This is a genomic window from Lysinibacillus sp. FSL M8-0355 (genome assembly GCF_038008985.1).
GTDB lineage: Bacteria > Bacillota > Bacilli > Bacillales_A > Planococcaceae > Lysinibacillus > Lysinibacillus fusiformis_D.
In genome coordinates, this window is sequence record NZ_JBBPAI010000001.1 from 4,471,133 (window position 1) to 4,492,869 (window position 21,737).

General features: G+C 36.3%; 25 protein-coding genes. 13 read left to right on the forward strand and 12 right to left on the reverse strand.

Annotation, left to right across the window (positions count from 1 at the left end; genetic code table 11):
• Nucleotides 1-148: 148 nt before the first annotated feature.
• The gene (locus MKY46_RS21840) at nt 149-514 is read right to left on the reverse strand and encodes a nuclear transport factor 2 family protein (protein WP_036128648.1); all 366 of its coding nucleotides are present in this window, start codon (nt 512-514) and stop codon (nt 149-151) included.
• Nucleotides 515-633: 119 nt separating this feature from the next.
• Here MKY46_RS21840 and MKY46_RS21845 point away from each other — a divergent pair, with 119 nt between their 5' ends.
• Nucleotides 634-1,125 (forward strand): SRPBCC family protein, encoded by a 492-nt coding sequence (locus tag MKY46_RS21845; RefSeq protein ID WP_036128650.1) that lies wholly within the window; start codon nt 634-636, stop codon nt 1,123-1,125.
• Between the two features lie 25 nt (nt 1,126-1,150).
• Here MKY46_RS21845 and MKY46_RS21850 read toward each other — a convergent pair whose 3' ends face one another.
• From MKY46_RS21850 to MKY46_RS21860, 3 genes are all read right to left on the reverse strand, one after another.
• Nucleotides 1,151-1,906: a hypothetical protein gene (locus MKY46_RS21850; RefSeq protein WP_036128652.1), complete on the reverse strand. Its 756-nt coding sequence runs from the start codon at nt 1,904-1,906 to the stop codon at nt 1,151-1,153.
• Between the two features lie 73 nt (nt 1,907-1,979).
• On the reverse strand, nt 1,980-3,611 hold the full coding sequence (abc-f, locus tag MKY46_RS21855; protein WP_036128654.1) for a ribosomal protection-like ABC-F family protein: 1,632 nt from the start codon (nt 3,609-3,611) through the stop codon (nt 1,980-1,982).
• A gap of 345 nt (nt 3,612-3,956) precedes the next feature.
• The gene (locus tag MKY46_RS21860) at nt 3,957-4,319 is read right to left on the reverse strand and encodes a hypothetical protein (protein WP_080717174.1); all 363 of its coding nucleotides are present in this window, start codon (nt 4,317-4,319) and stop codon (nt 3,957-3,959) included.
• A gap of 132 nt (nt 4,320-4,451) precedes the next feature.
• Between MKY46_RS21860 and MKY46_RS21865 the strand changes: the two genes are divergently transcribed.
• Both MKY46_RS21865 and MKY46_RS21870 read left to right on the forward strand, forming a co-directional pair.
• Entirely contained in the window at nt 4,452-5,309 is an 858-nt protein-coding gene (locus tag MKY46_RS21865; protein WP_036128658.1) for an endo alpha-1,4 polygalactosaminidase, read from the forward strand.
• A 107-nt stretch (nt 5,310-5,416) separates the two neighbouring features.
• Entirely contained in the window at nt 5,417-5,899 is a 483-nt protein-coding gene (locus MKY46_RS21870; RefSeq protein WP_419185201.1) for a DUF2243 domain-containing protein, read from the forward strand.
• Nucleotides 5,900-6,028: 129 nt separating this feature from the next.
• Here MKY46_RS21870 and MKY46_RS21875 read toward each other — a convergent pair whose 3' ends face one another.
• Nucleotides 6,029-7,489 carry an IS1182 family transposase gene (locus tag MKY46_RS21875; RefSeq protein WP_340833939.1) on the reverse strand — a complete coding sequence of 487 codons (1,461 nt, stop codon included), beginning with the start codon at nt 7,487-7,489 and terminating at the stop codon, nt 6,029-6,031.
• Between the two features lie 95 nt (nt 7,490-7,584).
• On the opposite strand from MKY46_RS21875, the gene MKY46_RS21880 reads away from it, so the two are divergent.
• Entirely contained in the window at nt 7,585-8,403 is an 819-nt protein-coding gene (locus MKY46_RS21880; protein WP_340835377.1) for a cytochrome c oxidase assembly protein, read from the forward strand.
• Nucleotides 8,404-8,416: 13 nt separating this feature from the next.
• On the opposite strand, the gene MKY46_RS21885 is transcribed toward MKY46_RS21880, so the two are convergent.
• Together MKY46_RS21885 and MKY46_RS21890 are read right to left on the reverse strand one after the other, a co-directional pair.
• Nucleotides 8,417-8,929 carry a DNA-deoxyinosine glycosylase gene (locus MKY46_RS21885; RefSeq protein ID WP_036128664.1) on the reverse strand — a complete coding sequence of 171 codons (513 nt, stop codon included), beginning with the start codon at nt 8,927-8,929 and terminating at the stop codon, nt 8,417-8,419.
• An 18-nt stretch (nt 8,930-8,947) separates the two neighbouring features.
• Complete coding sequence (locus tag MKY46_RS21890; protein WP_340835380.1) at nt 8,948-9,742, reverse strand: DUF2268 domain-containing protein; 795 nt, start codon at nt 9,740-9,742, stop codon at nt 8,948-8,950.
• Nucleotides 9,743-9,847: 105 nt separating this feature from the next.
• Between MKY46_RS21890 and MKY46_RS21895 the strand changes: the two genes are divergently transcribed.
• Nucleotides 9,848-10,108, forward strand: coding sequence for a hypothetical protein (locus MKY46_RS21895; RefSeq protein ID WP_036128668.1), 261 nt, complete (start codon nt 9,848-9,850; stop codon nt 10,106-10,108).
• Between the two features lie 65 nt (nt 10,109-10,173).
• Here MKY46_RS21895 and MKY46_RS21900 read toward each other — a convergent pair whose 3' ends face one another.
• Nucleotides 10,174-10,911, reverse strand: coding sequence for a polysaccharide deacetylase family protein (locus tag MKY46_RS21900; RefSeq protein ID WP_036128670.1), 738 nt, complete (start codon nt 10,909-10,911; stop codon nt 10,174-10,176).
• Nucleotides 10,912-11,163: 252 nt separating this feature from the next.
• Between MKY46_RS21900 and MKY46_RS21905 the strand changes: the two genes are divergently transcribed.
• The 4 genes from MKY46_RS21905 to MKY46_RS21920 all read left to right on the forward strand — a co-directional run bounded on the left by MKY46_RS21905 (nt 11,164) and on the right by MKY46_RS21920 (nt 13,766).
• On the forward strand, nt 11,164-11,286 hold the full coding sequence (locus tag MKY46_RS21905) for a hypothetical protein (protein ID WP_257982952.1): 123 nt from the start codon (nt 11,164-11,166) through the stop codon (nt 11,284-11,286).
• A 174-nt stretch (nt 11,287-11,460) separates the two neighbouring features.
• Complete coding sequence (locus tag MKY46_RS21910) at nt 11,461-11,763, forward strand: YunC family protein (RefSeq protein WP_036128672.1); 303 nt, start codon at nt 11,461-11,463, stop codon at nt 11,761-11,763.
• Nucleotides 11,764-12,447: 684 nt separating this feature from the next.
• Nucleotides 12,448-13,074, forward strand: a complete 627-nt coding sequence (locus MKY46_RS21915; RefSeq protein ID WP_036128680.1) for a DUF2238 domain-containing protein — start codon at nt 12,448-12,450, stop codon at nt 13,072-13,074.
• Between the two features lie 47 nt (nt 13,075-13,121).
• Nucleotides 13,122-13,766, forward strand: a complete 645-nt coding sequence (locus MKY46_RS21920; RefSeq protein WP_036128682.1) for an SIMPL domain-containing protein — start codon at nt 13,122-13,124, stop codon at nt 13,764-13,766.
• 42 nt (nt 13,767-13,808) lie between these two features.
• On the opposite strand, the gene MKY46_RS21925 is transcribed toward MKY46_RS21920, so the two are convergent.
• On the reverse strand, nt 13,809-14,456 hold the full coding sequence (locus MKY46_RS21925; protein WP_036128684.1) for a uridine kinase family protein: 648 nt from the start codon (nt 14,454-14,456) through the stop codon (nt 13,809-13,811).
• A 238-nt stretch (nt 14,457-14,694) separates the two neighbouring features.
• A complete protein-coding gene (locus MKY46_RS21930) occupies nt 14,695-15,342 on the reverse strand; it encodes a TetR/AcrR family transcriptional regulator (RefSeq protein ID WP_036128686.1) in 648 nt (215 codons plus the stop codon).
• 130 nt (nt 15,343-15,472) lie between these two features.
• On the opposite strand from MKY46_RS21930, the gene MKY46_RS21935 reads away from it, so the two are divergent.
• Genes MKY46_RS21935 through MKY46_RS21950 form a run of 4 tightly spaced genes read left to right on the forward strand, consistent with a single transcriptional unit; the run spans nt 15,473 to nt 19,814 of the window.
• A complete protein-coding gene (locus MKY46_RS21935; RefSeq protein WP_036128688.1) occupies nt 15,473-16,492 on the forward strand; it encodes an ABC transporter substrate-binding protein in 1,020 nt (339 codons plus the stop codon).
• Complete coding sequence (locus tag MKY46_RS21940) at nt 16,479-17,537, forward strand: FecCD family ABC transporter permease (protein WP_036128690.1); 1,059 nt, start codon at nt 16,479-16,481, stop codon at nt 17,535-17,537. The genes MKY46_RS21935 and MKY46_RS21940 overlap by 14 nt, the downstream gene beginning before the upstream one ends.
• A gap of 1 nt (nt 17,538) precedes the next feature.
• Entirely contained in the window at nt 17,539-18,315 is a 777-nt protein-coding gene (locus tag MKY46_RS21945; protein ID WP_036128692.1) for an ABC transporter ATP-binding protein, read from the forward strand.
• Nucleotides 18,316-18,359: 44 nt separating this feature from the next.
• Nucleotides 18,360-19,814 (forward strand): MFS transporter, encoded by a 1,455-nt coding sequence (locus tag MKY46_RS21950; protein WP_051891776.1) that lies wholly within the window; start codon nt 18,360-18,362, stop codon nt 19,812-19,814.
• Between the two features lie 120 nt (nt 19,815-19,934).
• Here MKY46_RS21950 and MKY46_RS21955 read toward each other — a convergent pair whose 3' ends face one another.
• Nucleotides 19,935-20,789 (reverse strand): DMT family transporter, encoded by an 855-nt coding sequence (locus MKY46_RS21955; RefSeq protein WP_036128694.1) that lies wholly within the window; start codon nt 20,787-20,789, stop codon nt 19,935-19,937.
• The gene (locus tag MKY46_RS21960; protein WP_036128696.1) at nt 20,789-21,697 is read right to left on the reverse strand and encodes a DMT family transporter; all 909 of its coding nucleotides are present in this window, start codon (nt 21,695-21,697) and stop codon (nt 20,789-20,791) included. Before MKY46_RS21960 ends, MKY46_RS21955 begins: the two co-directional genes overlap by 1 nt.
• Between the last annotated feature and the right edge of the window lie 40 nt (nt 21,698-21,737).

A 21,737-nucleotide genomic window follows, 5' to 3' on the forward strand; every position in this document is an offset into this window, starting at 1 on the left:
GTGTCCTCATCTTTGGAAGCTGTACAGGTGCATTTATTGGCTCCCAGTTAGGTTTCCTAGCACTGCCAAATATTCCGTTAAAAGTAGCTAAAATACTACTAACACTCATTATTTCATTGTTGTTTGTCCAAGTCGCATTGAAAATAATTTAATAGGCACCACTCAAATGTTCATGAATTAACTTCCATTCATCGTTCACCCAAGTAAAAATATTTGTTGCTCTACCACTACCTGATACAAATTTTTCGTTATGATAACCTTCATAGTGATATGTATAAAGACAGGTAGCCGTCTTTTCATCAATTGTTAACCATTTTACATTACTAGCCGAGTAAACCTCTTCTTTAATGACATGCCACGCATGCTTGAAGTATGCCTCAATCTCTTCTATAGTTGTGCATGTTTTATCAGAAAACCAATAAACCGCTTGTGGATGCAAAATTGCCTTTACTTCTTTAAAATCATGCGTATTTGTTGCTTGTATATAACGTTCTAATGCCTGTTGATGTGTCATTATTTCTCCCCTTTTTTAACAATATTATCCTAAAATTTCATGATTGTCGTGTGATTTTTTGCTCTAACAGCCTATAATGAAGATAAAACTCTAAAGGCGAAGAATTGAGGAGGAAGCTGATGTTAGCGACTATTGAAAAACAATCTAATCGTCATGTCGTAAAGTACAAACGACCGCTACCACATTCAGTAAACGCAGTTTGGGAAGTGATTACTACCAATGAAAAACTGCAAAAATGGATGAGTAATCTTGAAATCATTGATCTACGTAAGAATGGTAAAATGCGTTTTAATATGAACGATGGAACAGATACCTATGAGGAAATAACTATAACAGATTATATAGAGAAAAAGGTACTCGAATTTGATTGGGGAACAGATTCCGTAAGATTTGAATTGTCTTCTACTGACAATGGCTCATTATTGCTTTTTGCAGAGACCTTGCACGAGCTAACGGGGCACACTTCAAGGGATTTAGCAGGGTGGCATATATGTCTTGATCTGTTAACAGATTTGTTGGATGGCATTGAACATCATAGCTTTCCAATGGAGGCGTGGCAACAGCGATTCAACGAATACAAAGAACTGCTGGATAGCTATAAAAAACCCTAGAGTAACCATTACTCTAGGATCACTATTATGGATAAAAGGCAGTGGCTATTTCCAATGCTTTTAAAGGATCTTTGATCGAATCGAGTGTGTAGACAAGCTTTTCATCCTGCCACACGATTAAATTGCCTGATTGATAAACATCCAGCTGAGCCATGCCATATTGCTTAGGAATAGGCAGCATATGACTCTCTAAATATTCTACTGCCTGCTTAGCAAGTTTTACTCCTGCTTCAGGATTATCAGTTCGTGTATGCGAGGCAATGGACCATCGTCCCTCATTCCACCCAGTCCATAATGAGCCAGCACCCGCATCTTGATAACCTTTTATATTATACCCTAGGTCAATTTTTTGCCCGCCATTTTGACTAAAGTTATCAAATGCAATCTGTGTGCTTGCCCCTTCTGCGCTTTTATATTGTTTGACCAACAATCTTCCAATGACCGTCGCTGAATTCTTTAATCGAATATCATTAATTGGCATATTCTCTTTGCTTTCATAAAAGATAATTTCAACTAGGTCATCATCAGTCCTTGTTGTAGCTGTTAAAAAGCTTCCTTTAGCAATGGGTAAAGCGGTTGGCATTTTTATTGGTACATTCACATGTATTTGCTCCTTTATTTGTTGTAGAGCCTCAGTCTGTGTCATAGATGTATCAGTATTAGATTGTCTTACAGATGTATCGTTCTTATTGTCATGTGCTTGATGATTAGTAGTTTGATCAGCACAAGCACCTGCTATAGTCATACTTAACAACAAAAAGAGAAATATTATTTTTTTCATCGCTTAAACCTCCATTTACCAGTTTACCTATAATCCATATTTTTCCCTGGCAACAGTTTATTTAAACGCTTAGCTATTTAAGCTCATTGATTTGCTTCGTCAGCTCATTAAATTTTTGATCAAGCATTGGGTAATCCTTATCTTTAGCTGTCAAAAAGCTCAGTTTACCTAGTATCTCTTGTCGCTCTGTTTCAAGCTTTAAACGAAGTGCGACTGTGTCATCTACTTGCTTCGGAGCATCTTTTCTCCATTTTTTCTTTATGTGCTGATTGTCAATCTCCCAAACACTATCCGTTACTTTTTCTAGAAAGTATCGATCATGGGAGACGACAAGTAATGTCCCATTATATTGCGCAAGTGTTCGCTCTAACTGTTCACGCGAAGGTAGGTCAAGATGATTCGTTGGTTCATCTAAAAGAAGAACGTTTTTGTCCTCTAAAATATAAGCCATCAGTTTACATTTGACACGCTCGCCCATGCTCATCTTGCCTATAGCAGATGTCCAATGTGTTGGTGTAAATCCTAGATTCTTCATCAGATTGCGAACTTTCCCACGCTCTTCAAATGTTTCTTGATAAAAATATTGCTCTGGTGTCTGATCTAGTGGTAAATCAAATACTTCCTGTGTTAAATAACCTATGGTTGCCGCAGGGGATAGCCACACCTCTCCCTCAGCTTCTAGCTTCCCTAAAAGAACTTTTAAAAAGCTTGTTTTTCCGCTACCATTCTTTCCTGTAATAGCAATTTTATCTCCAAATTGAGCAGTGATGCTGACATCTTTCAATAACGTACGATCACCAAAAGATAAAGATAAACGTTTGCTCTCCAATAATCGCTTGCCAACACGTTGATTCGCGTTTAAAGAAAAACGAATGTCTGCTTCAGGCTCCACCGCTTCCACCCTTGCCTTCGCAAGCTCTGCCTCTAATCGCCTCTTCTTAGATTTCACTTGTGCGTCTAGCCGCTTTGCCTTCACACGATGATACTCCTTAAAGCCTTCTAGTTTTGTTGACTGTGCATGACCCTTTTGTGACCAAGATGTGAGTTCCTGCATTTGGGCCTCAATCCGATCAATGTTTTTTTGCTGTTTCTCGTAGGCACGTTGCTGCGTCAATCTTCGGTGCTCTCTTTCAGCCATATAGCTTGTATAATTGCCATAATGTTCAATTAAGCTCTGTTCCTCAATAGACCAAATTTTTGTGGCAACCTTATCTAAAAAATAACGGTCATGTGAGACCACAATAATCGTTCCCTTATAGTTTTGTACTTGTTTTATAAGAAAAGCGGTACTTTGCTCATCTAAATGATTCGTCGGTTCATCAAGCAATAGAATTTGAGCATTCTGAGCAAAACCTTCTGCAAGACGCATTTTAAGTTTCTCTCCACCGCTTAAAGCTGCAAATGATCTATTGGGTACCTGCCATTTTGCCAGCAAATCAGCCTCTCTTGCAGATATTGCTGGTTTGTCAAAATGAGCTAGCTCCTGTTCAACGATTGTGATTTTTACAGTTGATAACCCTTGTATTACTCCCGCACTTGGCAATAATGCACCTTGAATCAACTGTAACAATGTCGATTTCCCAGCACCATTTCTTCCAATAATGCCAATAACCTCACCTTGTTTTACTGTGCCTGTCACATGTTCAAATAGTAAAGTATCCTTTATTTCATAACGTACATCCTGTAATTTTAAAAGTTCCTTCATAACTATCGACCCTCTCCAGTTGGACGGACAAAAAAAATCCCTCCAATTATTTTGGAAGGATTAGTCGCTGCAATATCATGCATAAATAAGCTATTGTAATAGCTATATTTATCACTCCAAAAGCAAGTTTTGGAGTAGCTAAATATTAGCAACTATGGGCCAATATTTAGCTATTATTATAGAAAATGGGCAGACTAATCCTATTTTTGTTTTTCGTGAAATATAAATTTCATGTGCAAAAAATAAGATTAGTTATTCATTAGCCACCCATCTTCCCTTCATTTTTAGTTACCGTCATTGTAACACCTTTTATTAAAAAATAAAAATCTCTACTCTAGAGTAGGTTTATCTAAAACATTCATAGGAGCGAATTTGATTTCTTGAAATGGTACGGAAATACCAGCCATATCTGCGGCTCCAGCGGAAACCCGCAATGATTTCCCTTCCTATAGCAGTTGGGAAAAACCAAAAACTCCGACCAGTGTTCATCCAAATATACGTATTTCTAAACAAACAAGAACGTATACCACTTGATCCTACTCGCCATGCAGGAATCGGTGGCGAAAAACCTGGTGGTGTGCTCATGGGCATTTGTCCTGCCGGAGGAGGTCCGAAATGAGTTGGCCCAAATGACGTTGTTTCAAAATCATCATAATCTCCCCAGCCAGGTCTTCTAAAATTATCTTCTCTAAATGGATTATTGTACACACAAACCCTCCTTTTACATTACTCAATATATGTAAAAGGGCGATTAACCGTTGAGCCATTGCCCATCTATCGAAGGTAATCCGTTACCTATTAATGTATAATGAAAGGGATATTTTTCTAAAAGGAGTCCTTATGAGAAAATTACTGTTACTCTTACTAGCCATTCTTATCGCAGGAAGTATGTGGTTGCTACTTGCTCAAAATCCAGTATCTTCTTCCACTAGTATCCAAGCAAAAATTGCTGACATGAAAGATTACAAATACTACTTAGATAAAGGCAATGCTGCCATTGGTAAGGACATGACGAAGCTTGATCTAGTGATTGTAGAACCTATTGAAATGCAGCAGAAGTATATTGACAGTGCCCAAAAAAGCGGTACTTTAGTGTATGGCTATATTAATGCAATGGAGGCAGATAAATGGAACAAAGCCCTCTACCATCAATTAAACGAAGAAGACTTTTATCGAAATAAACAAGGTGAAAAAGTGTATTTTGCTGAATGGGATTCCTATTTAATGGATATGACTTCGAGTCATTATCAAGAACTTTTACTAACGGAAATCCAGAAGCAAATTGTACAGAAAGGCTTAGACGGTGTGTTTTTAGATACGGTTGGTAATATTAATTCTTATTTACCCCAAGACGAGCAAACATGGCAAAATGAAGCCATGTTATCATTTCTCCAACAAATTAAAAAACACAATCCTGATCTATCTGTTGCTCAGAATTGGGGGTTTCAAACACTAGCTGATTATACAGCACCCTATGTCGACTTTATTATGTGGGAAGACTTTTCTTACCCAGTGGTAGGAAAAGACGAATGGTCACTCGATATGATGCAAAAACTCGTCCATATACGAGATGAATTTGGTACACAGGTTATGGCAATTAGTTTTGAAGATGAAACAAAAAGTCGTGTATTAGCTGAGAAGTTTGATTTTAAATTCTTTTATAGCCCTGCTGGTTCATACTATAACACCTGGCAGTGATGATATCCCCCCTCTAAAACACTACTGTTTTTGTGGGGGTATTTTGTTTAAGTGCTCACCTCATGGGTAGACTAAAAGAAATTCAGCTTGAGGTGATATGATTGGGTATGACAAAGATGTACGAGGAACAAAATCATAAACACGAAAACCGCTTTCAATATAAACAACGTAATACGTGGACAGGCATATTATTCGGCCTTGGGGTTGTGGCATTTATAGATGAGGTCATTTTCCATCAATTATTACATTGGCATCATTTTTATGATAAATCTACAGCTGCTATTGGGTTAGTGTCAGATGGTTTATTTCATGCATTCAGCTTTTTCGCGACGATTGGTTCTGCTTTTTTATTGGCTGACCTACATAGAAAGCATGGATTTTGGCTAAAAAGATGGCTTGGTGGTATTTTTCTAGGAGCTGGCATATTTCAATTATACGACGGGATTATTCAACATAAATTCATGAAACTGCATCAAATTCGTTATCATGTTGATATTCTCCCATATGATGTGGTTTGGAACATATTAGCGGCTCTATTAATTGTTATTGGTGTGGTCTTGTTACTCCAAACCAACCAAAAGGGACATTAGGAGGTTGCCCGTTTTGCATGAGGCCACTGAAAAACTTGCGTTTTTTATAAATAAATTCGTTTTAGAAAAAGATAGGGCGCTTCTTGTTCAATTTTGAACAGGAAACGCCCTATCTTTTTCACCTATTTATTACCCTTTTCCATTCAGAAGCTTTAAGATTCTTTTTAGATTGACAGCGAATATCGTCGTTGCTCCCTGAATTTGCATGCCAAATGAACCCGCAGCCGATGCTTGATCGTACCCGTGTTTATTTTTTAACTCACTATTTTTTGCTTCGATTTTATAACGTTCTCGAGCTAAGCGTTTAAATTCTTCTGTTTCTTGAAAAGCTTGTTGGTCTAAATGTTCTTCTGATTTAATGGCAACAGAATAGGTCTTAGTTTTTGCACCTTCTTTAAAACACCCTTCTCGGAGTGGACAGACCTTACATTTTTCAATGTCAAAAAAATAAACCATTCTTGCACTTGCTCCTGGGTGTGAATCTGGTTTTTTACTTTTTCTATTTGCTAAATGTCCTGCTGGACATACAAATAAACCTGCATCTTTATTAAAGTCAAATCCTTTTCCGTTTCCTCGCCCATTTTGAGTAATCATTGGATTTAACTTAGAAATCAGTTGAATGCTTTGTTCTTTTGTATAAAGTAAATTGTTTTTCCCTGAATAAGCTGTGTCAGCGATGACTGTTTCAACTTCCATTCCTGTTACTTTACTTTTTTCAATCAGTTCTTGTAGATAATGTCCATCTGATTTTTCACCTGTTGTAACGACTGCTGCTGTAATTATACGTTCATCACTAATTGCTAAATGTGTTTTATAACCAAAGAAAGAACTGTCTGCTGTTTTATGTCCTACTCGTGCATCGGTGTCTGTTGAATAATTTAGATGTTCTTGCGTATCTTCTACAGCTTCTTTTAACACGTTCAATTTTTCCTTTACAGCTGGTAGATGAGCGATTTGTGGTTTATTTTCAATAATGGCAATCAATCTTTCACAGTAAGTTAATTCATCTTTTACTTCGTTAGAAGTATTCTTCTTTGGAAATTTTTCTTTCATGGATTTATCAAATTGATACACTGCTTTGCGGGTATATTTTGATTTTTCTTGTAAAAATTCTTTCGGTGATTTTTGGTTATAACGTGCTTTGGTATGTGTTGCGTCCACAATGATTGTTTTACTTTTGATAATGTTCTTTTCGAGTGCGATTTCAACTGTTTTTCCAATGAGCATATCTAATAAACTTACATTTTGAAGACGCAGTCTTCGGAATTTTGTGAGTGAACTTGAATCAATCACGTCATCTTCTGGCGCCATACCTAAAAAATACTTGAAAGACATGTCATATTTTGAACGTTCGACAAGGTCTACATCAGATACATTAAAAATGGCTTTTAACAATAAGTACTTAAACATTCGAATCGGAGGAATCGCATTTCTTCCATTGTCTAAACAATATTTTGTTTTCAATTCTTCTAAAATGAATGAGAAATCCACTAGTTCGTTAATTTGACGAAGCATATTATCTTTTGGCACGACAATATCGTAAATGGCCATATATGGACTTAAGTTGAAAGTCTCTTGGTTTGAAATCATTGGGAACACCACCTGCATTTAGTCACTCAATTATAAATTAAAAAGGCGAGGTATTCGACGATTCAATCGTCGAATACCTCGCTAAGTGGAACCAGATGAAGTTTTTCAGTGGCCTCGTTTTGCATTCTGCTCATGCTCAAAGCTTTCCCATTATAGTACAGCTACTAATAGCTTTGCCATTTTTTATAGCCATTATTTTTTATATCGTAGCTGTCATTGTTTCGAATCAACATAAAAAACAATGGCCGCATTTTCGTACTATCTGTTGGCTTGTGGGAAATGTAAGTGCCATCGTGACACTAATCGGTCCATTGGCTTCTCTTAGTCATGTCCACTTCGCAGCACATATGATAGGGCATCTATTGCTTGGCATGCTTGCCCCCCTACTTATGGCATTAGCAGCTCCCATGGCACTCCTTTTAAGGACATTATCAGTGAATACGGCTCGTACTCTTTCTCGTACAATGAGGAATCCTTATGTTCGTTTTATTTCTCACCCAATTAATGCGTCTATTTTAAATGTAGGTGGCTTATGGTTACTCTATACGACATCACTTTTCAATCTTATGCATGAACATATACTTCTATATATTTTCATTCACCTTCACATTTTTCTAGCAGGCTATGTGTTTACCATTGCCTTTATTTATATTGATCCTACACCCCATCCATACCCTTATGTCTTTCGATCACTTATATTAGTAGTAGCACTAGCAGCTCATTCTATATTGGCAAAATATATTTATGCAAATCCTCCTCAGCATGTCCCTGTCACACAGGCAGAGCTAGGTGCCAAGATCATGTACTATGGTGGCGATGCAATTGAAATCATCCTTGTTTATATCCTTTTTTATCAATGGTTTAAAAGCACAAGAAATGCTATTCACACAAAGACAACCATTTCATCACGCTAATTCTACCTCTGACTTAAGAGGATAAATAGGATTGAATAATCCGCCAGTCCTCTAGCTTTTCAGCAAAAGATTTTATATTTTTTCCTGGGATCGGACTGGTTGATGGCATTTTTTTATAAGCTCGTTCTTCTAAAAGCTCTAGACCTATATGCTTTTTAAAAACCTCAAATGCTTTCGCTCCATTAAAGAGTACTAACTGGATATTAGGATATTCTTCAAATAAGGTTTGAAAATCATTTGGTTTTTCATTGCGAATTGCTGCGTCTAAGCTTCCTTCACGCTCACAAGTTTCAATCGTGTCCCAAAGACCGATTGCATTGTGTTTTAACAATGCGATTCTCTTTACATAATCGTCAGGAACCTCCGTCTCTAACAGCTCACTCATAATGGGCCAAAAGTGATTGCGTGGATTGCCATAATACTGTTGCTTTTCTAATGATTGCTTTCCTGGCATTGAGCCTACAATGAGCACCTTTGTTGCTGAATCTACGACTGGTAATAATACATTTTTTATTTCACTGGACACAACAATCACTCCTTTCCTCTATTGTAGCGGAAAATCTGAACCAGCAAGTATATCTTTGCTTGACGTAAATAGGAGATGTCGGGATGAATGCTTCTTACTATACGACTGAACAATTTTATAGCCTATACAGTAGCCTATCCAAGGTGGCAGCTCACCACCGTATAAAAACGGCCTATGTTTTTCTACTCCTTCAACCTGTAAATTCTGCAAAAAATGACTTTTCCATAAAACTAAAAGCTCTGTAGCTGAATATTTTTTTAACCATGGTGCAAGCCACTTTTCTCCGTATAAATCTTTCACTGCACTTTCTGCTAAGCCCTCTAAAATAAGAGCATCCAACAAAGTCATCTCATCGAGGGATTTTTTTAAATTGTGTAAACGGCAGACATGATTATATTCATGTGCGAACAATGCTTGCAGTTCCTGTGTCTCTACTTCTCCGATAAATAAAAAAAGAGCCTGAGGATAAGCCACACCGTTTTTATTGGTCATCGTTTGCTGTTGGGTAATTGGGAAAATATAAATCGGTATAGTCGGGCCATTCCATTTTTTTTGCAAGTATATAAATTCTTGCTGTACGCAATCCCACACATTATGCTGCTTTAATTGCTCTACATCGACTGTCTCATCTGGTAGAAAAAGTCCCTGTTGCTGTAAAGAATGGTGTATTTCTTCTGACAAGCCATCTTGAAATAATTCGACTAAATGATCACAAAGAATGGAGCATTGCAAACTATGTAACTCATCTTTTTTTGTGGATTTTCTGGCATAAACAAATTCATCTAACCACTTATCTGTTGGCACAACTGCCATGTCATCACCTCTTCTCAGCATATGTCGTGAATAGACAATCGGCTAGTGATAAATGCTTCGGATCGCATATATTAGCTTGTAATGACATCGAAAGGAGGGATAATATTGAATCCAGCTGATGCTTATAATCTTTGCTGTAAATATCATGGCAAACGCGTTCGAATCTCGGATTCATCTGGTAGGGTACATGTTGGGGAAATCACTAAGGTAGACAGAAGACAGGTATGGATTCTACCTGATAGAAGACATAGTGGTTATGGTTTAGGTTTTTGGGGATTTGGAGGATTTGGTGGGGAAGGTTTTGGCTATGGAATTGCTTTAGGAACAATCTTAGGGATTGCACTAGCTCCAATCATATTCTTCTAACTCAAACTTTTAATATATGTGAAAAATAAGCCATTTCAAACCTTGTTGAGATGGCTCATTTTTCATTATTGAACTTGCTCCTGTTGCTGTTGTTTACTTTCAATCATCTCGGATATTGTGACAAATGTGTAGCCCTGTTTTTTTAATGCAGGGAGGATTTCTTCTAATGCCTTAATGGTTTGTGTACGATTCCCACCACCATCATGAAATAAAATGACATCTCCAGGCCTCGTTCCCTTCATCACCTTTTGCACAATTTTCTTTACACCAGGCTCTTTCCAATCTTGCGTATCCTGATGCCAAGACCACATCACAACCTTGTAGCCATCCTTTACAGCAGCATTAATCATAGCATCCGTATAATTTCCACCTACAGGACGGAATAAAACTGGGGAAAAACCAGTAATACTATAAATCGTGTCATTTGTCTTTTGAAGCTCCTCTTGCAATTTTTTGATGGAAACTTTAAACGGATGTGTATACGTATGATTGGCTAATTCATGGCCTTCTGTATAAGAACGTAAAACAAGCTCTGGATATTTTTCTGCATTCTTTCCAATAATAAAAAAGGTTGCTTTGGCATCATATTTTGCTAATAAATCAAGCACTGCCGCAGTGTACTTGGGATGTGGGCCATCATCAAAGGTGAGGGCGACAATTTTATCCTCTGTGTTGATATCCCATACCACTTCTCCTGTTTCCTCATAATAAGGGCGACCCTTATCAGCATAGCCTTTCTCTCCTAAAAATCCCGAGATGATTAAAAAGCAAACTGTAAAAACCAATACATGTATACGTGTCATAGCATCACCTCCCAAGTCCGAATTCACAGAACTCCGTCAACTTACTATTTACGAATTGCAATGAAATATACTTGTGAAGGATTGTCTGTTTTCTCCTTTTAATTATTTCATAACAATTTTGAACGATATGTGAAAAACAAGGGATAGTGCTTTATTTTTTTCTTTATTGATGTAAAATAAAATTATAAGTGATATATAACAACTCGATAAATAGACACGATGTTATGTAACACAATGGAAGGGATGACATATATGTGGGTTATTACAGTATTTGAAGAAAACACTTATCGAATGTTTGAATATCGTTCTAAAAGTGAGGCAACAACTGCATTACATAAATTTAAACAAACTGCTCTGCTTTCTTATACAAGGTAAAGAGATACAAGGAATCTATTCATCAGGAGTAGATTCCCTTTTTAATTGCCTCCATTAACTTCATCCATCATCTCATTCGTTTTCAGCATTATTCATCTGATGACTTTTTTCAAGGAAATGTTGAACACCTTGCTAGTCATCACCATATGTATATAGAGAAAAGGAGTGATTTCGATGGTGACAATTGAACCTATTATGATTAAAGGGCATTTCTTCACTGCAGTAGTTGTTCAATTACCTAAAACAACGCTACTAACCATTTCTAATACGACAGGCTACATTATGTGTGGAGCTTTAGATGTTGGCCTATTAAATAGTCGCTTAGTTGATCGAAAAATCGTTGCTGGTCGTGCAGTAGGTGTTAAAACAATTGATGAGCTATTAACAGCCCCATTAGAATCGGTAACGTATGAAGCAGAACAACTTGGCATTACTGAAGGAATGACTGGCGTAGAGGCACTTTTAAAAATGATCTAATTGGCTATAAAAAAGCGTCAACTAGACGCTTTCTTAGTGTTGATAGACAAAACAGTCAATTGAAAGGTAGAAATGGATTTCCGTTGCAGGCTACTTGCTTTCCTATGGGCGAGCGCCGAGCCGCTTCCTCCGCTACTGCTCCGTGCAGGGCTCGCCTGTCTCGCTATCCCACGGGAGTCAAGTAGCCTTCCACTCCAACCCACAAAAGTGTTACCTTTTTAGCAAAGTTTTCAAATAAAGTGAAGGTGTTCACTACTTTTTATGAAGAGGTGTTGTCACGCATCACTTCTCCATATTGAAAATAAGAGTTTATCCCCTCTAAGAATACAGATAATGGGCGATTTGATCGCTATGCTACTATGAAAAAAAGTAAAGACACTTTGCAGAATGGTTGATTGGAGTGGAGCCAGCGTCACTCCTAGGGGATTTAGCGTCACAGAGGAGACCCTGGAGCGAACGTTAGTGAGTGAAGCGGCTCATCGGACGCCCCCTGGAAAGGACGCTGGCGGAACGGAAATCAACCTCTCACCTTGCAAAGTTGCTTCTTCTGCCTTTGAAATTATCTTTTTTCAACAACATGAAAGCGTCAACTAGACGCTTCGCTTTTCTTTTTTGTTTGCCAACCGATAGTTGAATAAGCAAATATCCCCTTCCACATACTGTGGGACAAAGGGAGTTGTTGTTATGAATAATGGTCAACATTTTAAGATACATCTAACCTTACTTGCTATCGTCTTAATTGTATTTACCTGGTCAGTCATTAAACCATCCTCCTATTTAGATTGGCTGGCTGAGGTTAGCCCAGGGGTTGTGGCAATAACAGTCGTAGTTTGTATCTATCATAAATTTCGCTTCACCACATTTTCTTATATCATCATTGCCCTATTGTCGATCCTTACTTTTATAGGTGGACATTATACCTATTCAGAGGTTCCTCTTTTTAATTGGCTAAAAGAAGAATTTCATTTCCAACGCAATCACTATGATCGTTTCGGTCATTTTTTAAAAGGTTTATTAGCCATCGTGATAAGGGAAATATTACTTCGAAAGACGCAGCTTACTAAAGGAGCTTGGCTAACAGGTATTACAATTAGTATTTTGCTCGCAATTGCTGCTTTTTATGAAATCATCGAATGGTTAAGTACAAGAATCTCGAAGGGCAGTAAAGGGACGAAAGATTTTTTAGGCATGCAGGGAGATCGCTGGGATGCACAATGGGACATGTTTTTAGCCTTGTTGGGAACTATTTTAACTTTACTTTTCTTCACAAAGCTTCATGATAAATATTTAAAAAGACTAAACAAGGAATAAATTTCTTTGCATAGCATTATTATATACCTTACGAAAGGTGGTTTTGTATGTACTATGCACAAGTCAATCAACAAGTACCCCATCTATCACGCGTTATTACGGTAACTGGCAATGGCCAGGTAATGGCTACTCCAAGCTCTGTACAAATACAAATAGAAGTCCAAACACAAGGCCATAATGTACAAGGCCCTCAGCAGGAAAATGCAAGGATCATGAATCAAGTCATTCAGTCACTAGTAGCCCTCGGTATTCCAAGAGAACAAATACAAACAGCTAGTTATACAGTTACACCACAGTATCATTTTGAGGATGGCAAACAAATTTTTAATGGCTATGAAGTGGTCAATGCCATTACCGTCAATGTATCAAACATCGATAATTTGGGCTTAGTCATTGATACAGCCATAGAAAATGGAGCAAATCGTATTGCCAACATTCAGTTCAAATTGGACCATATAGACGCTTACTATCAGCAAGCATTAAATTTTGCTCTTCAGAATGCACAGTTGAAGGCGAAAACAATAGCAGAAACCATGCATCTTCCTTTACAGCCACTCCCTATAGAAATTGTGGAAGAGCAAGCTAACACACCGATCCTTTACCGCTCTATGGCTGTTTCCTCAGGAGTTACGCCTATAGAACAGGGACAAATTGCTATTGATGCTACTGTCCGCGTAAAATTCCAATACTAAAGACAGGCGCCTTCCACTAATTGATTAGTAGAAGGCTCTCATTTATTTTACAAGTGTATTTTTTTCAATAAGGATTTCATCATCCTCTGTTTTAATAACCATATCAAAATGTTGGCAATATGGATGCATAAATAATTCATATTGAATACGTCGTTCATCATGTGATTGTTTTAAATAATTTATATCTGTCCCTCTATCAAGTACATCACGATCTGATCTTCGCTTAAGCTCTGTAGCCCCATCTGTATAAAAATAAATTTTGAAATCCAATAACTCTGGATCTATAAATGCTACACTCATTCCTTCTACTATCGTGATCTGTTTTTTTGAAGAAATTAATGTGCTTTTCATATAATGTGTACCGATTGTCAATAAATCCAGCCCTGCTCTTATCATCTGAACATCTCTTTCCAATGAAGGAAGGTGATGGGCAGCGGGATGACAAGCGGTCATTTTAAAACGATGATTTACATTTTGATATGTATAATTAATCATTGTCTGTTTGCGAATATCTGAACTAACAATATAAGGATCAGTATTCAAATAATTCACTTCAGCTTGATTTAAAACTTTTAAAAGCTTTTCAGCAAATGTTGTTTTTCCTGCAGCTCCATGACCTGAAATGCCAATAATAATCCTTTTATCAGCAAATCTGATCGATTCCAATATTTCTTGAAAAATCTTCTCCATAGTATTGTTGTCCTCCCTAATTAAAAAGGTATGATGGAAAATTTGCACCATACTCGCTGTACTTTAAAAATAATAACAAACAGTTACAATACATAGAAGTTCGTTTTCCAAATTTTTATGCGTTAACTCTATATCATTTCTAGCTTCGATCTAATAAAAACAATTTGACAGGTTGTCAGTCAATAATTATAATAAAAGCATCTTAATTGATATTGATTATCATTTAAGATGCTTTCACTCAATAATTAAATTTAACTTTCACAGTTTGTCTTAGGAGGGATAAATCAAATTTTCCATGAGGGACTCCGAATAAATGTTCGAACGTAGATTGAATGGCTTTAATTCTAGCAATACGTTCATCTTTATTCCATTTAAATAACGATGAATCTACCCAATGGTGGATTGTCGATAGGAAAAATTCTGCCACTAGCGTTGGATTTTCAATGTGAAAGAGCCCCTCTTTATTGCCTTGTATATTTAAATCTGTTAGCAGTGGCGTAAACTGACAAATGGTTTGTACATGTAATATTTGACGCAGAGTAGCATTACTATCATGTTGTAAATATTTAAAGATTTCGACATGGCCTGTTGGATCATCAAGCTCATAAACAAAAATCCATGCAATTTTCTCATACGCCGTAAGTGTCTCATTATAGATGACTTCTGTAAATTCTTGCTTTATTCCTTTAAGTTGCCTATCAATTAATGCATTTGCCAATGCTTCTTTGGATTTAAAGTAATAGTACAGCGTTCCCTGTGCTACTCCCATCTTTTTAGTTATATCAGTAGTTGAGGTTTTTTCATAACCTTTTTCACTAAAAAGAGACTCTGCTGTATCTAAAATCTCATTTCGTCGTTCTGATGCACTTTTTGTTACTCTAATCATTTTCTGAACTACCCCCTTTTTTCATTTAAGCATTTGACTAATAACTAGTCAAATGATCAGAGTGAGAAGAAATATTGTGAAACATTATTGAGTGACTGTCAGTCAAATACTAATTTTTAGGAGGATTTAAATGTTAAAAAAAACCCTTTCTCTATTAGGTTTCACACTTATATTGCTGATTTTAGGTTGTGCACAATCACAGGAAACTATTTCTGAGAAAAAAGACAATACAACTATTAATGGAAACTATCCATTAACACTAGATACCTACACTTATGAAGGACAGAAAATCTCTCAGACTATCCCCAATGCTCCCGAGAAAGTGATGGTCATCGGTTCAGCTGTCGCAGAGTTAATAGTTAAGTTTGGACAGCAAGAAAAAGTCGTTGGATTTGCATATAGTGATTTAACAAATTCAGACTACAAAGATGACATTGACAAACTACCTTTAGTTAGTGAAATGTGGCCAGCTAAGGAGGCTATCATGGCTCTAGAACCTGATTTAATCTACTCTATTGCTTCTGCATTTAGAGAAGAATTAATTGGAAGTATCCCTTCTTGGAACAACCGTGGACTGCCTGTTGTTTCTTCCACCAACTTTACAATAGGACGTAGCATAGATATTTACTTTGAGGAAATTCAAACATTTGGGAAGGTTTTTAATATAGAAGGTAAAACGAACAAATATCTAACTGAACAACAAACACGCATAGATGCCATTACTTCTAAAGTTAAGGATTCTAAAGAAAAGCCTACTGTCCTATTGATAAGTGGCGCTAGAGGAAAGTATTTCTACTTCTCACCAAAATGGGCCATGATTGACGAGATGATTGAAGGTGCAGGCGCTACATATTTAGAACTTTCGAAAGAAGACTATATTGAGCTTTCAACAGAGGCAATTATTGCAGCAAATCCAGATAAAATTATCATCACAGAATTCCAAGAGCCTGATCAAGAAAAAACAAAAAATAATTTAATGAATGATAAAAAGCTTCGAACTGTAAAAGCCATTCAAAATAATGAGGTTATGGCCGTAGAATATACAGGAGCTATAAATGGTGGTATTGAGATTGCTGATTTATATGAGGAAGTAGCTGCATTTATCAACCCTGAAATAGTTAATGGAGTGAAAAAAAATGCTCAAAAGTAAATTTTCTTTTTTTACCCTACTTCTATTTTTGATAGTGCTAGTTTTCATTTCTATAATTGCTTCTGTTTCCATAGGACAAGTCAGTATACCATTTCTTGATTCTTGCAAAATTGTTTTATATCAAATTACAGGAATAAACATAGGTCATATAGATACAACTATTTCTAACATGACACTTGAAATCATATGGCAAATTCGTTTTCCCAGAGTTTTATTAGCACTATTCGTCGGGAGTGGTTTGGCACTTTGCGGTAGTGTGATGCAAGCAACCATTCAGAATCCACTTGCAGATCCTTATTTACTTGGTATCTCCTCAGGTGCTTCACTAGGTGCAACATTCTCTATCATATTAGGGTATCAACTCAGCCTTTTTGGAGAATCAAATTTAATGATTTGGGCGTTTCTAGGTGCGTTATTGGCAACATTTCTAGTATTGCTGCTATCAAGTATTGGGGAAAAAATGTCTGTTATTAAACTTATTCTAGCCGGAACTGTTGTCAATGCACTATTTACAGCTCTATCTAATCTATTTATATATTTTGCTAAAGATGCGGAAGGTGTACGTTCAGTATCATTTTGGACAATGGGGAGTTTGTCCACTGCTGATTGGGATGACCTGCCTTTAATCGCTACTACTATTATTATTATAGCTGTATTTTTCCTCTCCCAATGGCGCATTATGAATGCAATGCTTATGGGAGATGATGCTGCTATGACATTAGGTATTAATATAAATACTTATCGGAAAGTATTTTTAGTTATTTCTGCCGCTTTGACAGGCATTATAGTTTCAACATGTGGAATCATTGGCTTTGTTGGGCTTATCATTCCACATATTGTACGCATCTTTACAGGGTCAAATCATCAACAACTACTACCTATTGTTATTTTAGTAGGGGCTATCTTTTTAATCTGGACAGATTTATTAGCAAGGTCAATCATTCCTAACAGCGAATTACCAATTGGCATCGTAACCTCATTATTAGGTGCCCCAGTATTTATGCACATGTTAATAAAAAAGAAATATGGTTTTGGGGGTAACTAATATGGAATTAGATGTAGAAAATGTTTCATTCGCAGTATCAGATGTTGAAATTATCAAAAGTATTTCGCTAAAGGTGAAAGAAGGACAATTTGTTGGCATTATTGGACCGAATGGTTGTGGAAAATCAACACTATTAAAAAACATTTATAAAGTCATAAAACCCACTAGTGGCAAGATTTTTTTAGATGATATAGATATTGTTAAATCCTCTGCCAAAGAAATCGCGAAAAAAATGGGGGTTGTTGGACAATTTAACAACTCGAATTTTGACTTTACTGTACGTGATATGGTGATGATGGGAAGAACACCACATAAAAGAATGTTAGAATCAGATACAAAAAATGATATTGAACTTGTGGATAACATATTACGAAAATTAAACTTAGAGCATTATGCTTCAAAACATTTCTCTTATCTTTCTGGTGGTGAAAAGCAACGTGTCATTCTCGCACGTGCCTTAGCTCAAGAACCACAGTTTTTAATTTTAGATGAACCTACAAATCACCTGGATATTAAATATCAAATTCAAATTTTATCACTAGTGCAATCATTACAGATTGGTACACTAGCCGCATTGCATGATCTATCTATTGCTGCTATGTATTGTGAATATTTATATGTACTAAAAAATGGTCGCATACTAACACATGGCAAGCCTGAGAAGCTATTAACACCTTCATTAGTAAAAGAGGTTTATGAAGTTGACTGTTGTATCTATCAAAATAATGATACGAATAATATAGTCGTTGCGTATCATCCAGCTTTACCTAATCACTAAAGCTATTTTTGACTGACAACCAATCAATAAAAGGAGGAGTATCTATGAATCCAATTTCATCAGAAAAATCAAGTACGTTCTATTCATATAGATGGTTGGCATTAACGGTGATACTACTTCCAACATTATTAACCTCCTTAAATACTTACATGATACAAATTGCATTACCTGCCATTCAAAACGACTTGCATATATCCTTTTCTCACGCTCAATTACTATTTTCAGGATATTCGGTTGGGCTTGCAACTGCTCTAATAATTGGGGGGAAACTAGGCGATATTTACGGTAGAAAAAAAATATTATGGATTGGTGTATTGTTCTTTACCCTTACTGCTTTCTTAGGAGGAATACTTTCAAGCCCATTGCTATTAGTTGGGATTCGATTTGTTCAAGGCTTAGCCGCAGCCCTTATTCAACCTCAAGTTTTATCAACAATCCAGGAAATTTTTCCGCCTAGAGAAAAAAATTTAGCTTTCGGCTTGTATGGTGCTGTCATTGGAGTAGCCTTTACCTTTGGCTTAATATTAGGGGGATTATTAGTTCAATGGAATATATTTAACGGCGGTTGGCGAACTGTATTTTTTTTCAATGTTCCAATTGGCATGCTAGTACTCCTTTTGCTCCCTTTTATACCGGAGTCAACGGATAGGAAATCCAATCATATTGATTGGATGGGTTCAATTTTATTAATGGTTAGTATATTTCTACTTATTTATCCTTTATCCGAAGTCCAACAACAAGGATGGCAAACATGGGTTTTTAGCTGTCTACTGCTTTCATTTGTTGTACTTATTCTGTTCATTTATCTTGAGCGATTTAAGCAAAAACTTCAACAATCACCTCTCGTAGACCTAAGTTTATTTAAGCATCGCCCTTTTGTATTTGGCATTTGTTCTGTGCTAGCTATTTACTTAAGTATGTTTGCCTTTTTCTTTATCCTTAGTTACTTTTTACAATATGGCCTAAAGTATGATACAGGAGAAACGAGTTTAGTTTTTCTACCAATAGGAATTGGATTTTTTGTAACGTCTATTATTTCTTCAAAAATTATTAATAAGTATGGTTTTATTGTTTTAAAAATGGGTGCATTATGTATGAGTATGTGTACTTTTTTACTTGTCTTCTTTTTATGGATGGAGCAATATAATTTACTCAGAACGGATGCAATAATCCTTTTATTCGTCTATGGCCTTGGACTTGGTCTTGCTACAACACCTTTAGCAAATGCCATATTGGGTAACATTCCAAAGATTCATATGGGGGTTGCTGCTGGTCTATTTACAACCTTTATGTACTTAGCAAATTCCTTAGCAGTCGCAGGTATTAGTATACTATTTTCTTATTATTTAGGAACAAGTTTAGAGAGCGCTTCTTTGTTAAATTATATACATGCTTTTACTATAAGTTTAATTGTCATTGGACTGTTTTCTATGATAGCCTATATGATTTTGTCACTTTATCATAAAATGATTTTAAGAATAAAAATAAAGCAACAATAAATTACTATTTTGATTTATAGATTTTTCAAATAATGTATGACAAGCTCTTCATTATTTCGAGCTTGTCTACAGTCTGAAATCACCTCGTACACTATCGAGGTGATTTTTTATAACCAACGTTCACTTCTTGTTTCTTTTCGACAACAAAAGAGCACAAAGAATAATACATATCCCTATGAAATGTTTGATTAATAACGGTTCTTTCAATATCAAATATCCAAGTAGAACACCTACTACAGGAACGATATAATTACTAAAAGAGGCAAATAAAGCACCCTCACTTTTAATTAAAAGATTATAAAGCATATACACAATCCCTGCGTGGAAAATGCCTAATATAACAATGGAGACGACCTGAATCCCATTTATGCTTAATCGTAATGGTTGTTCAAGGATAAATGCCATTGGTAATAAAATCACAGTGGCAATTCCTAAAACATTTCTCATATGAACGATTGGTGAACCACCCTCTAACTTCTCCATTAAAATTAACGAAAATGCAAAGCTCAGTGCTGCTAATAGTAGCAGCACATTCCCTAATACTGTCCCTGAACCACTCACCCCTTGTATTGGCCAAGAAAGAATGATGATCCCCAAAAAGCCTAATAGAATGCTAATCGTTTGAAACGAACTAACTTTTTTATTAAAGAAAAAAACAAAGAGAACTGACGTGATAATCGGGACCATTGCTATGAGCATAGACGCAATACTACTGGATACATATTTTTGACCTTGCGCAATGAGGACGAAGGGAATCACTACTTCAAAAATGGCAATCCCAATGTATAATTTACTATTTGCTAAGTAGTTTTCTTTTTTCAAAAATAAGCTCATAATACTTAAGCAGATTGCACCGATTAAAGCTTTTAACAAAGATAAAGTGACAGCTCCCACATCATTCGTAACTAATGCTACGAAGAAAAACTGAGAGCCCCATATACAACTTATTAATAGCAAAAGGCTGTATTTTCTCATTACACTACCTGCCTCTGCCCAAAATAATTTGTTCCTATGACGCCAATAATGATGATGATTCCACCAATAAAGTGATAAAGGTGAAAGACTTCCTGTAAAAACAAAACGCCTGCAAGTATTGTAATGAGCGTAGCAAAGTTACTAAAAACACTCATTTTAGAAGCCTCTAATTTAGATAACGCATAATTGGATAAATAGGACGTACCGAGCGAGGATAATAGCCCTAAATATAAAATCGCAATGACAAAATCAACATGTGTTAATGGCTGAAAAAATTCATCGATTGTACCATTCATCAGATGATTTCCAAGAGCCACCCCATTAAAAATGACAAATCCACATAATGTCATTACATACGTTAAAATCAGTAATGAATATTGCTTTGTAAGCCTTCGTGCAAACACGTTATAAAGCGACGCAGCAAGGGCTGAAAGTAAAATAAGTCCACTGCCGATGACATTTCCTGTAGTTGCATTGGCCCCATTCATAATTAGCATGTAGATAACTCCAAGTACAGATAAACTAATGAAGACGAGCTGTCCACGAGTAGCTTTTTCCTTTAATAATAAACCTGCTAGTGCTAATGTAAAAATAGGAATCGTTGCTTGAATAATTCCAGCTTCTGAAGAGGAAATTTTAGCAAGCCCAAGCACTTGAAAAGTGAAAAAAACAATGGGATACAATATGGCTAACGGTAAAATTTTTAGTAAATCATATTTTTTTATTGTTAGCTTATTTTTCGTAAATACCATTAAAATAACAATACAGATGAAGGCAAACGTAAAGCGATGGGCTAATATATCAGTTGGACTCGCCACCGTTAATGTAACTTTCACAAACATGAATGAAAGGCCAATGATAAATGCATACGAAATCGCTGCTATATAGGCTTTTCTTTTTTCTGACATACGATAATGCTCCTTCTCAAATCATTCCGGCCGGTATAGT